Annotated in this window: 13 protein-coding genes; 5 read left to right on the plus strand and 8 right to left on the minus strand. The window is 42.2% G+C overall.

Translation table 11 applies throughout. The annotated features are described in order from the left end of the window. Nucleotides 1-73: 73 nt before the first annotated feature. Nucleotides 74-2524, minus strand: a complete 2451-nt coding sequence (locus tag ACO6S0_RS03760) for a M14 family metallopeptidase (RefSeq protein WP_422350679.1) — start codon at nucleotides 2522-2524, stop codon at nucleotides 74-76. Between the two features lie 146 nt (nucleotides 2525-2670). Between ACO6S0_RS03760 and bshC the strand changes: the two genes are divergently transcribed. Then, nucleotides 2671-4272, plus strand: coding sequence for a bacillithiol biosynthesis cysteine-adding enzyme BshC (gene bshC, locus ACO6S0_RS03765; protein ID WP_422350680.1), 1602 nt, complete (start codon nucleotides 2671-2673; stop codon nucleotides 4270-4272). Between the two features lie 289 nt (nucleotides 4273-4561). On the opposite strand, the gene pgmB is transcribed toward bshC, so the two are convergent. Beyond that, the gene (gene pgmB / locus ACO6S0_RS03770; RefSeq protein WP_422350681.1) at nucleotides 4562-5221 is read right to left on the minus strand and encodes a beta-phosphoglucomutase; all 660 of its coding nucleotides are present in this window, start codon (nucleotides 5219-5221) and stop codon (nucleotides 4562-4564) included. A 235-nt stretch (nucleotides 5222-5456) separates the two neighbouring features. Between pgmB and guaA the strand changes: the two genes are divergently transcribed. Genes guaA through ACO6S0_RS03790 form a run of 4 tightly spaced genes read left to right on the plus strand, consistent with a single transcriptional unit; the run spans nucleotide 5457 to nucleotide 10030 of the window. Further along, a complete protein-coding gene (guaA, locus tag ACO6S0_RS03775) occupies nucleotides 5457-6989 on the plus strand; it encodes a glutamine-hydrolyzing GMP synthase (RefSeq protein WP_422350682.1) in 1533 nt (510 codons plus the stop codon). Beyond that, entirely contained in the window at nucleotides 6986-9130 is a 2145-nt protein-coding gene (locus ACO6S0_RS03780) for a LysM peptidoglycan-binding domain-containing protein (protein WP_422350683.1), read from the plus strand. The genes guaA and ACO6S0_RS03780 overlap by 4 nt, the downstream gene beginning before the upstream one ends. Then, entirely contained in the window at nucleotides 9108-9512 is a 405-nt protein-coding gene (locus ACO6S0_RS03785) for an OsmC family protein (RefSeq protein WP_422350684.1), read from the plus strand. The genes ACO6S0_RS03780 and ACO6S0_RS03785 overlap by 23 nt, the downstream gene beginning before the upstream one ends. Then, nucleotides 9500-10030: a DUF922 domain-containing protein gene (locus ACO6S0_RS03790; RefSeq protein WP_422350685.1), complete on the plus strand. Its 531-nt coding sequence runs from the start codon at nucleotides 9500-9502 to the stop codon at nucleotides 10028-10030. The genes ACO6S0_RS03785 and ACO6S0_RS03790 overlap by 13 nt, the downstream gene beginning before the upstream one ends. A gap of 12 nt (nucleotides 10031-10042) precedes the next feature. Here ACO6S0_RS03790 and ACO6S0_RS03795 read toward each other — a convergent pair whose 3' ends face one another. The 6 genes from ACO6S0_RS03795 to ACO6S0_RS03820 all read right to left on the minus strand — a co-directional run bounded on the left by ACO6S0_RS03795 (nucleotide 10043) and on the right by ACO6S0_RS03820 (nucleotide 13130). Further along, nucleotides 10043-10519: a nuclear transport factor 2 family protein gene (locus ACO6S0_RS03795; RefSeq protein ID WP_422350686.1), complete on the minus strand. Its 477-nt coding sequence runs from the start codon at nucleotides 10517-10519 to the stop codon at nucleotides 10043-10045. 27 nt (nucleotides 10520-10546) lie between these two features. Continuing rightward, nucleotides 10547-10768, minus strand: coding sequence for a hypothetical protein (locus ACO6S0_RS03800; RefSeq protein WP_422350687.1), 222 nt, complete (start codon nucleotides 10766-10768; stop codon nucleotides 10547-10549). Nucleotides 10769-10901: 133 nt separating this feature from the next. Continuing rightward, nucleotides 10902-11189 (minus strand): hypothetical protein, encoded by a 288-nt coding sequence (locus tag ACO6S0_RS03805; RefSeq protein ID WP_422350688.1) that lies wholly within the window; start codon nucleotides 11187-11189, stop codon nucleotides 10902-10904. A gap of 57 nt (nucleotides 11190-11246) precedes the next feature. Then, a complete protein-coding gene (locus tag ACO6S0_RS03810; protein WP_422350689.1) occupies nucleotides 11247-11657 on the minus strand; it encodes a MarR family winged helix-turn-helix transcriptional regulator in 411 nt (136 codons plus the stop codon). Between the two features lie 58 nt (nucleotides 11658-11715). Next, entirely contained in the window at nucleotides 11716-12534 is an 819-nt protein-coding gene (locus ACO6S0_RS03815) for a cyclase family protein (RefSeq protein WP_422350690.1), read from the minus strand. Nucleotides 12535-12563: 29 nt separating this feature from the next. Next, on the minus strand, nucleotides 12564-13130 hold the full coding sequence (locus ACO6S0_RS03820; RefSeq protein ID WP_422350691.1) for a 3-keto-disaccharide hydrolase: 567 nt from the start codon (nucleotides 13128-13130) through the stop codon (nucleotides 12564-12566). Between the last annotated feature and the right edge of the window lie 27 nt (nucleotides 13131-13157).

Raw genomic sequence — 13157 nt, forward strand, 5'->3', positions numbered from 1 at the left:
ATACAAATTTTTAAAATGCGAAGCTGAGATTGACTACCCATCCCAACCCTATGAATTTGCTACAGGATTGAACTTAATCTACCATAAACAGGGCATTTGCAAAGAACAGTTTACCATTTTCCCAAAACCCCCGGAACAACGGATTGTCAACCATGTAAACCACCGCACCTTCACCACGGTTCTCAACACCAAAAATCAGTGAGTTGGCTACTTTTTTGAGTGCTTCACTCCCAGCAAAACCTGACACTTGCTTGGGATTCTCACCTTCTAAATAAGCGGCGTTGCCATATTTTAAGTAGTCGTACCCTGCGCTTCCAAGTTTTAGCGTAAAGTAATCTGTCCCATACCCATAGGCCAAAGGATGCGAATTATCCACTCTCGCCTTGAAGATGGCTCCTGTAATGGCATTTTTGATTTGCTCCCGTTGCGCATTCTTATGGGGTTTCGGCTTATTTTTTGTTGAATCTTTGGCAGCTTCTTTTTTCTTGATGCCGAATCCTTTTTCACCATCAATGCCATCAATGGCACCGCCCATTGCAATAAGCTTACCTCCGGCCGACACCCAATCCTTGAGTTTGGTCAACTGGGCCTCACTAAAATGATTTCCGTAACCTCCACTGGGAAGTATCAGAATATCGTAGTCTTTTAGATCTACCTGATCGGCATATTCGCTATCAATAACCGTAATGGGATACTCCAACTGCTGCTCAAAGAAATGCCAGATTTCTCCAAATCGAAGGGTAGAAGTAGGCTTTCCGGACAAAACCGCAATTTTGGGCTTGGAAATCATTTGCACATAGGCAGAACCAAAATCCTTTCCAGAATCGACATAACCCGTACTGGAGGCCGTCAATTCTTGATTGAATTCCTTACTGATTCCAGTTAACTGGGAAATAAAATCGGTGTTATTTTGATTATCTCCCTTGGTGATGATCAAACTCCCTCTTGCAAAGGACTTACCTTCAACGGAAAATGGATGGTCAGCCTTGCGTACGCGAATACCGGCTTTAAGCAATGCAGCCAAGAATTTGGCATCTTTCATACTATTCCAATTGGAGATATAGGCATAGCTATTGGCATCCAAAGCACCAGAGTTTACCGCCGGATTTTGAGCTTGACTGGAAACCAACGAAGTGGAGGCAATACCATTCAAGCCATAGGCATACGGCAAAGACCAGGCTGTAATATCATAGGTCAGGGAATCACTCAGTTTTGCATTCGGCTCAAACAAAACCTTGACCAAAGTACCTTTGGACTGGTTGGTAGAGACCACCAAACTATTTTGGGAAACCGCCATACTTCCGTTGCCACCCGTTTGGTAGTTGTAGCCCTTTACTGATGAGACCGTTGGACTACCGTATTTAATTTTGTGTTTGGAAAGCAGTTGCTTCAATGCTTCAATTTTATCCGCGTCCCCGTTCAACACATAACTTTTGTATTTGAAATTTTTGTTTTGGTAGAATTTCTTGAATTCTTGGTTCAGCCGCTCTGCATTTTGGTGGGAAACCTCAATGGTGGAAAGACCTGTGGTATGGTGATGGGCAATACGATCTTTAAGGGTAAGAGTGTCACCAATACTGGTGATCACACCGAGTCCACCGCGTCCACTTCCACCTTGCTCATAGGTCATGCCAATAGCACCATTGTAGGTTGGGTAGGTATCCCCATAGCTTGGATAGAAGAGATCAAATATTTCCTTGGTGAAATAGAACCAGCCCTCGGCGTCAAAATATTTGGCGTGGTTCTTTCCTAAGGTAACTTGAAAATCGCGTTGGAAATCTGTGATTACCTCGTGGTAAGGTTCCGCCGCCGGGGCAAAATAATAGGGATTGTCCACACCTTGCTCGTGAAAGTCCACATGCACATGCGGAAGCCACTCGTTGTACACTTTAATTCTTTGTTGACTCTCCACCTGGGTCAACCAAGCCCAATCCCGGTTGAGGTCAAACATATAGTGGTTGCTTCGTCCGTTCCACCAGCCTTCGTTGTGTTCCTTGCTGTTGGGATCTAACTGATGGGGCGTGTTTTTATACTGATTGTACCAATTGCTATAACGGTCCCTTCCATCTGGATTGATACAGGGGTCTATGATTACGACAGTGTTATCCAAATAAGAACGCTTGCTGGTAAGGAGCTCATAAATGGTCTGCATGGAGGCTTCCGTACTTACGCTTTCATTTCCGTGAACATTGTAACTCAACCACACAATAGCTGTAGAACTGTTTCCGGAACCTTCTGTATCCTTTAAATGCTCTTTCCTAATGTTTTCCAGATTGGCCATATTGGTGGCGGAGGATACATAGGCCAGTAACAGAGGGCGTCTTTCATTGGTTTGCCCGTAAGTAGTTAATTTGACCATATCTGGAGCCTGCTCCGCCAAGTATTGGTAGTAATCCACCACTTCGTGGTGACGGGTAAATTCGGTTCCCAATTCATATCCCAAAAACTCGGAAGGGGATTTTAGATTTTGTGCAGTAAGGAAACAGCTTGTAAGGGCCAAAAGAGAAAATAAAAATCTTGTCATATGTGCGGGTGTTAGTAGAAATCAAATCTAACAATAAATTGGAGAATCACCATTTTTAAAACAATATTGAAGCTTTTGTAATTAACTTATTTTTAGGAAGAGAAAAAAAGAAGAGAAGTATCTTTAGCACTTCATTTTGAATTTTGATGGAAGTAGAGTGTATACCCTTTAAGGAAACTGGTTATTTTTCTAGACTTATTTGTGATTATTTGGATCAAAAGGAAGACTTAAAACCTTTTTACAATAGATTCCCCCAAATAGAAAATTTTAAGGACCAGATAAAGGAAAAGGAGGCTAATTTTCCTTCCCATCGAAGAGCCATTTTGGTGGATGCCCTTGAGGAACAGTATAAAGGACTAAAGGTTTCAGAACTTACACAAGAGAACATTTCCCTCTTAGGCAATTCAAAAACCTTTACCGTGGTGACAGGGCACCAGCTGAATCTGTTTACGGGACCACTTTACTTTTTATATAAAATTGCCTCCACGATCAACCTTACCAAAAAACTCAAGGAAACCTATCCGGAATACCATTTTGTTCCTATCTATTGGATGGCTACGGAAGATCATGATTTTGATGAGATCAACTACTTCAATTTCAAAGGTCAAAAAGTGCAGTGGAACAAGGAAGGTACAGGTGCGGTTGGTGTGTTCAACACTGAAGGTTTGGATGCTGTGTTACAGACTTTTTCAGCCAGTCTTGGAAATTCCAAGCAAGCCATGTATCTGAAAAGTCTGTTTCAAACCGCTTATTTGGAGCACAACAGCCTAACCGAAGCCACTAGGTTTCTGGCCAATACATTATTTGGGGAATATGGTTTGGTCATTGTGGACGGAGATCATTCCAACCTCAAAAAGGAACTGGTGCCGTACGCCAAACAGGACATCTTTGAGCATATCCCGTTTGATTTGGTTACAACCTCTATCAATGGACTCACCAAGGTATCATCGGATTATAAGATTCAGGTTAACCCACGGGAAATCAATTATTTCTACCATAAAGACGGCATCCGGGAGCGGATTGTTGAAAAGGATGGAAATTTTGAGGTATACAATACGGATATAAAATTCACAAGACAAGAACTTGAACGGGAACTGGAGCAGTTTCCGGAACGCTTTTCGCCCAATGTGATAGCGCGCCCCTTGTATCAAGAGATTGTGTTACCAAATCTGTGTTACATTGGTGGAGGAGGAGAACTGGCCTATTGGTTGGAGCTCAAGTCGTATTTTGAAGCTTTGGATGTGACCTTCCCTATGCTATTACTTCGCAATTCGGCCTTAATCATGACCGAAAAGCAACGCGGAAAGGTGGAGAAGTTGGGACTTTCAATTCCTGATCTCTTTTTAAAGCGGAACAGCTTTATCAATAAGAAAATCAGGGAAATTTCCAACATCGATATTGATTTTACTCCGCAGAAGAAACATTTGGAGGAACAATTTGAGGCCATGTACAGATTGGCCGAAGAAACTGATAAAACTTTCATTGGGGCTGTAAAAGCACAAGAAGTGAAGCAGAAAAAAGGTTTGGACGCCCTTGAAAAAAGATTGCTTCAGGCACAAAAACGAAAACTCCGGGACCACGTTATTCGAATGACGGATATTCAAAATGCACTTTTTCCAAACCAGTCGTTGCAGGAAAGGCAACTTAATTTCTCAGAAGTTTATTTGGAAATGGGGGAGTGTCTAATTCCCCATCTTATGGAGTCTTTGGACCCTCTGGTCGGTAAATTCTTGATTCTAAAGGATTAATTTTCCAGATTTTAACTATTTGTTTTTCAGTTTTTTACGATAAAAACTTGTTTTCTTTTGATGTTTTTTTCAAAAAAAATCGAAAATAAGGTAGGGTATTTTACCACCTAGTTGTTTTACTACTGAAAATTGCTATGAAATTTTTTAACAAAATGAGTTGGTAAACTCATATGTTTAGGTTGGTTTTGATTTTATTTTAAAAGCCCCGGAGTGGTTCCTGGGGCTTTTTTTATTATCTCGACCATTTGCCGTAGGCATGGCCTTTGATAAGTAAGTTGACTATGCTAATCTAAAACAAATCCTTGAAATGGGATTTTATTTCGAAAAGTGTGGCCTCGGCCATGGAATCAAATCTTAAGTCTGCATGGCCAACCCTGTCCTTGGGACCAATACCAACGCTGTAAAAACCACCGGCCTTGGCGGCATCAATTCCACTTTCGGCATCTTCAAAAACGATACATTCATCCGGTTGTAGCTTCATTTTCTCCGAACCATAAAGGAAGATGTCTGGTTCAGGTTTGCTTTTGGATACACTGTTTCCATCCCCAATCACATCAAAATACATATTGGCATTGAGCTGTTGCAAAACCTTGATGGCATTCTTGCTTGCGCTACCCAATGCTACGTTAAAACCTTCGGTTCTTAAATGCGTCAGTAACTCTTTCGCTCCGGGAAGATAGTCTTCGGATGTCATTTGATTCAAGCTTGCTACATAGATGTCATTTTTCTTTGTGGCCAGCTCGGCCAGGGTGTTTTCATCCAAAGTAGTTCGGTTGTGGTCCAGAATCACTTTTATGGAGTCCATTCTTGAGATACCGCGAAGTTTATCGTTTACCTCGTAATCAAAGTCCCAACCCATTTCATCGGCTAGGTTTTTCCAAGCCTTGTAGTGAAGCTCGGCGGTGTCGGTAATGACACCATCCAGGTCAAATATGAATCCCTTAATCATAGTTTGGCGTATTTAGGACAGCAAAGAAATGATGAAAAATGTAAAGAAAAAAACGAATTGACGTTATATTTAAGTGAGATATTTCCCAATTAAATGCTATTTGGAACTTCTGATTTTAGAAATCAGCATTGCCCCAAAAGGATGGCAAACCTCATGGAATAGCCCTTTTGAAAACTTATAAAAAATATCCCCAAAAAGATACTTTTCCAACTCCGTCAAATTGCTATTTTTGCCCATGCAAAACAACGTACTTATCCTAGACTTTGGCTCCCAGTACACCCAGTTGATTGCTCGAAGGGTCCGCGAGCTGAACATTTACTCAGAAATCAAACCATACAACAATCCCCCGAAAGATTTATCGGCCTTTAAAGCGGTTATTCTTTCAGGATCTCCTTTTTCTGTTAGAAGTGAGAATGCTCCGCATCCTGATCTTACGGAAATCAAGGGAAAAATCCCGCTATTGGGCATTTGTTATGGAGCGCAATATCTATCCCATTTCAATGGAGGTAGTGTGGCTCCATCAGCAACAAGGGAATATGGTCGAGCCAACCTGTCCACGGTAGAAGAAGGTGAAACCTTTTTGGAGGGCTTGGAAATAGGAAGCCAAGTATGGATGAGCCATAGTGATACCATTAAGGAACTTCCCACAGGGGCAGTCCGTTTGGCCAGTACCCATGATGTTGAAAATGCGGCCTTTCGCATTGAAGGCGAGCAAACTTTTGGTATTCAATTTCACCCGGAAGTATATCATACCAAGGATGGAAAGCAGCTATTGGAGAATTTCCTGGTAAAGATTGCTGGTTTAAAACAAGATTGGACGCCGGACGCCTTTATTGAGACTACCGTGGCCGAGCTCAAGGAGAAAATAGGCGATGAGAAGGTAATTTTGGGACTTTCAGGTGGAGTGGATTCCAGTGTGGCGGCCATGTTGTTGCACAAGGCCATTGGGAAGCACCTGCATTGCATCTTTGTAAACAATGGATTGCTGCGTAAAAATGAGTTTGAAAGTGTTTTGGACCAATACCAACACATGGGGCTCAATGTCAAGGGTGTGGATGCTTCGGCACGTTTTTTGGAAGCCTTGAAGGGAGAATCCGAGCCGGAGAAGAAAAGAAAGATCATTGGACGGGTGTTTATTGAAGTTTTTGATGATGAAGCCCATAAAGTAGAAAATGCAAAGTGGTTGGCGCAAGGAACCATCTATCCCGACCGGATAGAGTCGGTTTCGGCAAGTGGCGGACCATCGGCCACCATTAAAAGTCACCACAACGTTGGCGGACTTCCGGACTATATGAAATTGAAAATTGTGGAACCACTGCATTTGCTATTTAAGGATGAGGTCCGAAGAGTAGGTAAAAATCTGGGAATGGATCCTGCAATTTTGGGAAGACACCCATTTCCGGGCCCAGGTTTGGGGATTCGGATTTTGGGTGACATTACCGCCGAAAAAGTGGCTATTCTGCAGGAAGTGGATGCCATTTTCATCGACGGACTCAAAAAATGGGGACTTTATGACAAGGTTTGGCAGGCCGGAGCCATGCTTTTGCCCGTAAATAGTGTGGGGGTCATGGGAGATGAACGCACCTATGAAAAATGTGTAACGCTCAGAGCCGTGGAAAGTACGGACGGAATGACGGCGGATTGGGTGAATTTACCCTACGAATTTTTACAAAAGACCTCCAATGATATAATAAATAAGGTGAAGGGCGTTAATAGAGTAGTGTATGACATAAGCTCCAAGCCTCCAGCAACTATAGAATGGGAATGAGAAAACATCTTGTATTATTGGGTTTTGTGGCATTTTTCTTGGCCACAGCGCAGCTTTCTGCGCAAAAGTTTACAACACATGCCGTGAAGGAGGGAGAGACCTTGCAGAGCATTTCCCAAAAATACAGGGTTACACCCTATACCATTATCCAATCCAACAAAGAGATAAAAACCGCTGCAGACGTAAAGGTCAATACCATTTTGGTCATTCCTTTGGATGGCAGTGTCATCACCCCTGAAACGGAAACCAAGAAAGAAAAGGAGGTGGAAGAGCGCAAACCAACAAGTTTTATAAGGCATAGGGTAAGGAAGCGCGAAACCTTATTTGGATTGACCCAACGCTACGAGATCACGGAGGAACAGTTGAAGCGCCATAACCGGCAGCTGTATGCAGAACCTTTGAAAAAGGGCATGATTCTGCAGATTCCTGTCTATCCAGAACTAACTGAGGAAGAGGAACGAGCCCTGGATTTTGAGACCTATACCGTACAACCCAAGGAGACCCGATGGAGCATTGCCCATAAATACGGTATCTCCGTGGATAGTTTAGTGAAGCTGAACCCTGAACTGGACGGGACTTCCGATTATTTGGCCATTGGACAAGAACTTAACTTGCCAAGGCCCAAAGGAGATAGCTTGGAACAAGAAATAGATCTTTTCACTTCGTTTACCGTACCTCCCAAACAGACATTATATAGCTTAGGAAAGGAATATGGGATTCCTTCAGATTCCATAGTGAAACTCAATCCCGAAATCATGGAGCAAGGAGGCTTGAAAGAGGGAATGGTGCTGCGTTTGCCCAAAAAGAAAAATACTTCTGGGGAAGTCAACACGGACAATTTTATTTTTTACGAAGTAAAACCCAAACAAAACATCTTTAGACTCACCCAAAACCTGAAAATCTCTAGAGACACCCTTTTTGCCTTAAATCCTGATTTGGAAAATGGGCTTAAAGCTGGAATGGTACTGAAGTTGCCCAAAGCAAATTCCGAGGAGTTGGTGGTTAAAAATGCTTTGGTCATAGATAAAATCAATTTGGCGGACAGTATCAATTTGGAAAACAGGCCCAAAGTGGTATTTATGTTGCCTTTTCGGTTGGATCGTATCGACTTAAATGACCGCAAAATGACTTCCAGTCAAATTAGCACAAGGCGGGATTTAAAGTTGAGTCTTGGATTTTATTCCGGGGCTCTTGTGGCTTTGGATTCCATTAAAAAAATGGGCGTTTCGGTGGAAGTGGATACCTATGACACCGAGTTGAGCCAAGCTAAGGTAAAGGAGATACTTTTCCGTGAAAGTATTTGGGATGTGAGCGCCATAATTGGCCCGGTATCAACCAAGGCTTTGGATGAAGTTGCCGTTCAAGCGGCAAGCAAGAACATTCCTGTTATCTCCCCAACGGCCTCGGATAGTGAACTGAGCCATGGAAATGTGTATTACTCGGTACCCAAGGATGAGGTGTTAAGAAAAAAGATGTTGGATTATCTGGCTAAAGTACATACCGACCAAAATGTGGTGATCATTGCTGATTCCACGCATCAAGTGGCGTACGACTCCATTTTGTCCAAGTTTCCTACCGCCCAGATTGCCAAGGTCATTGACAATAAGTCATTGCATTTGGATGAGTTCCTGATTCAATTGTCCGAGGAAAAGGAAAACTGGGTATTCTTGGAAACCGATCAGGCCAATATGGTATCCAGTGTAAGCTCCATTTTGAACTCTGCCAACACCGAGGAGATTTCTGTACGCATGTTCACCACCAACTTTAACAGTGCCTTTGAAAACGATGCGGTTTCCGTTACACATTTGTCCAACCTGAGATTTGCTTATCCAAGTTTTTACAGGAAGGCAGGCAATGATTCCTTTACAAGGGCCTATAAACAAAAATATGGGGGATTGCAGCCCGACAGATATGCAGTGAGAGGCTTTGATGTTACTTTTGATTTGTTGTTGAAGCTGGCCCATAAGAACAATCTATTCGAAACCTCCAAAATAGTGGGGTTGACCGAATACACTGGAAACAGTTTCAATTACTTTAATGAATACGCATCAGGGTTCTACAACAGAGCGGCTTATCTGATGGAATACGATAGTTTACAAATCAAGGAAATACAACTGGATGACCTCAAAAGTAACTTATAAGGGCGAACTACGGACCACTTGTCTGCACCTCAGATCAAATAATGAATTTGTAACCGACGCCCCGGTGGACAATAATGGTTTGGGGCAGGCTTTTTCACCTACGGATACCGTGGCAACAGGTTTGGCCAGTTGCATGTTGACCATGATGGGGATTAAAGCCCGTGATTTGGAGGTTGATTTGGCAGGTTCTACCGCTGAAGTAACCAAGCATATGGCGGCAAACCCCAGACGTATCAGTAAGATTGAGGTGAAAATGGAATTTCCTGCCAACGTTTCCGATAAACACCGGAAAATTCTTGAAAATACAGCGAACACCTGCCCTGTACACTACAGCTTGCACCCCGACATTGAAAAGATAATTGAATTTAATTGGGTAAAATAAATGCCATAATATGCTTGATTCTTTTTGGTTTTTTGGGTTGGGGCCAGGAAATTGAGGAAGGAGTGTTATGGGATGCCAATAAGCGTTTATCCTGGTCTGATTTTAAAGGGAAAGTACCTCCAGCAGCCGAACCCGCGGCTACCACAGCAAGTGGCATAAGTTATCGCTACTCGGCAAACCTAATTCACCACGAGGTAAAGTTGGATTTTGAAGTAAATGCCTATTTCTATCCCAATGAATCGTGGTACAAGCCAGAGGTTTGCGACGAGCTTATCCTAAGTCATGAACAACTTCATTTTGACATTGCAGAGCTTTTTGCCAGAAAAATGCGGAACAAATTGCGACGCACCTCCTTTTCGGATAATGTAAAACAGGAAATCCGGGATATTTACCAGGATATTTTACAAGAGCTTCAAGATTTTCAAGATCAATACGATTGGGAAACCGGATATTCCAGAAATGCGAAAAAACAATTGGAGTGGAATCGTAAAATTGCCAAAGCACTAAGCGAGGAATAACGTCCAATCACTTCACTTGATTTTTCCATCGTGGAATCCCGCTCGTTTCCAATTGCCATTTTCACTTACCCATAAATGCGTAACCCTATATTGATTTTCAATGGTGTCTTGGGAAATTCTGTTGGTAACCAACACCCTTCCCGTAACTATGGCAAAATCCTTGTAATGGACAAATCCCAAGTCATCCATTTCATAGAGCAGCACTTCCAACTCACCTGTGGCCATGCGCTTGCTTCTTTTTTCCAAGTAGCCCAACCAGTTTGATTTGTGAATCGCTTGGGAGGTTCCGTTGGTGTGCACATAAGAATCGGTTATCATGGAATCCAGGGTTTTGGTGTCTCCCTGTTGGAATGCCGTATTGAATTTATGCAAAGCAACCAAGAGTTTTTCTTTGGATGCCTCGGAGGTTTCCTCGGATTTTGGATTTGGCGAACAATGACAGAGTGCCAAAAAAACCAATGACCAGAGTAAGTAAGGTTGATTTTTCATCAGTCTTAGGCAGATTTGACAGGATACTTACTTGTTCTTGGCCTTGTCTATTAGGTTAAGCATTCCGTTAAATTTCTCTTCTATTTTTTCCCATCCTAATCTGTCTCCGTAGGAAATTAAATTTACAATGCCTCCATTGATTACTTTCCAAGCTTCGGCATGTAGGAATTCGAGCAATTCTTGATCTTCTTTGGAGAGTGAATCTCTGTTTTCAAGTCTTTTAATGGTTTCGAGAATAGTGTTTAACATATTTTCAAGTTTATCTTGTTATATCCCATTTATCAAATAAACGAATATAATTTCTTGAAAGAATAAAGTTTATCTAAAATATCAGTTTTATTATAGACCGTCAAGCAGTACAATATACCTTGACGGCCTAAATTTAGTTCAGTAAGGTAGCAAGAGGTGTTAAGGCTCCAACTGGAATCAAGTCAAAGTCGAGAATACCTTCTTCTACCAACGGAAGTTGTTCCAAAATGGACCTAGCTTCATCCAAGGATGCGGTTTCCATGAAGAACACCACACCGGGGCGGTCCTTTCTAAAATAGAAACTACGGATTTTCTCATCCAGATAGAGCTTAATGGTGGCCGCAAGCTCTTCGGGCAGGTGCTGATTCAATTCTGATTCGCTAACCGCTCGTTTCATTTTGTCAATAGCTAAAATTTGCATAAAAAAGATTTAATGATTAATAAATTAAAATGTATATACAACATAAAAATGAAAATTTTACAGATTGCTAATTTTGGATTCAAATTGCTGGAAACCCTTAAGGTCATACCAACTGAGTACGGCATGGATTTCATCCATGGCCGCTTCCCAAACCGGACGTAGTTGCTCCACCAACGTTTTTCCTTCTTTGGTGAGACCTATTTTGGGTCGGTTGGTGGGGCCTGTTTTGCTTACATAACCGGAGTTTACCAGTCTGACCAGGTTTCTGCTAAGTGAGGACCTTTCCAAGGTCAGAAGCTGTGCGATTTGATTTTGCTCTATAGAGCCAGTCTTATAAAGTGCCATCATAATACTCAACTGGTTTTCGGTAATGTCAGAATTACCAAGGTGTTTTCTATAGATTCCATCCAGTTTTCTGGATAGACTCCTCACTCGGGAACCCAAACAAGATTCAAACGTATAATTCATTTTTGTTGTATATACATCACAAAGGTAGTGATTTGTAATTTATCACCAAAAAAACTTATTAGGGCAGAAGGGCAACAATACGGAGAGGGGCGCCGCTACCACCTTGTATTTTCATGGGCAGGGCTACAATTTCAAAACCTTTTGCGGGCAGTTGATCTAAGTTGGTCAGGTTTTCAAAGGCTGGGATGTTTTCGCCCAAAAGAATCACGTGACTTTTGAAGTACTGGGATTGTCCATAATCAATACTGGGCGTGTCAATCCCGATGGAGGCGATGTTCCGATTTTGTACAAGCCATTCCGCCGCTTCCGGTGAGAGTCCTGGAAAATGAAGCAATTTAATGGCATGTTCCCCACGTTCGTTGGTACCTAGGTATTCCACTTTGTTGGGGTAGTATTGGGAAAAACCGGTTTGCAACAGCACAATGCTTCCATCTGGAATGGGAATTCCCTGTTGGTGTTCCCAATCTTTTAAATCCTGTATTGAAATCAAATAGTCGGGATTATTCAATGCCTTGGATGAAACATCAATCTTGATGGCGTCACCAATGAGATTATCCAATGGAATTTGATCCACCGTCTTGCCACTTTCCGAAAAATGGATTGGGGCATCAATATGGGTCCCACCGTGCTCGGCAGTACTAAAATTATAGGCAGAATAGTAGTAACCTTTTTCTGTTTGGCCTTCAAAAACGGTATCCATTTCAAACTCCCTGGCGGTAACCCAATAAACCGTTTCATCCGAGTAGGTATGGGACAGGTCAACAATAACTTTCTTTTTAGGTTGCTGTTGTGCTTGCGAATCCGGTTCGGATGTTGATCTTTCGTTACAGGATACCAAAGCCCAAAGAACCATTAGATATGTTGAGACGTTTTTCATGTGGATAGCTTTAGGGCTGTGGAACCAAATCAATCCAAGGTTTCCACAGTAACATTCCTAAATTTAATCTTTCCCTTTCCAGCGGCTTGAAGACCAATGAATCCTTCCGTTAAACTTTCATCACGAAGATCTGCCGTTAGCGTGTCGTTCACCCAGACCTGTAAATGATCACCTTGGTTTTTTATTTTGTAGGTGTTCCATTGGTTCAATGTAGTCACTTTGGCCAGGGGTATGGCCTTGGTTACTACAGCACCGGTTCTAAAATCCTGATTGGGATGCAAATCCCAGATGTTGATTTCATGGCAATCAGCTGCGTCAATGTTGTGCTCCTTGCACCTCAGAAACACCCCTGAATTAATGGTACTATCTGGATGGAACTCCAACTCCAAACTGAAATCCTTATAAGAGCTATTGGTCATGACAAATCCAGACCCCTCTACACTGGTTCCTACCAGTTCGCCATTATCAAAGGACCATGAGGCATCACCCTTTTCAAACCAATCGTTCACATTTTCTTTGAATAAATGCTCTTTATGATTACATGAAAACAAAAGGACGGATACTATGACTAGTAAAAGGTATGGCTGTTTTTTCATTTAATAAAGGGATATTTGGTTGGTTGT

Source organism: Flagellimonas sp., from assembly GCF_965233845.1.
GTDB lineage: Bacteria > Bacteroidota > Bacteroidia > Flavobacteriales > Flavobacteriaceae > Flagellimonas.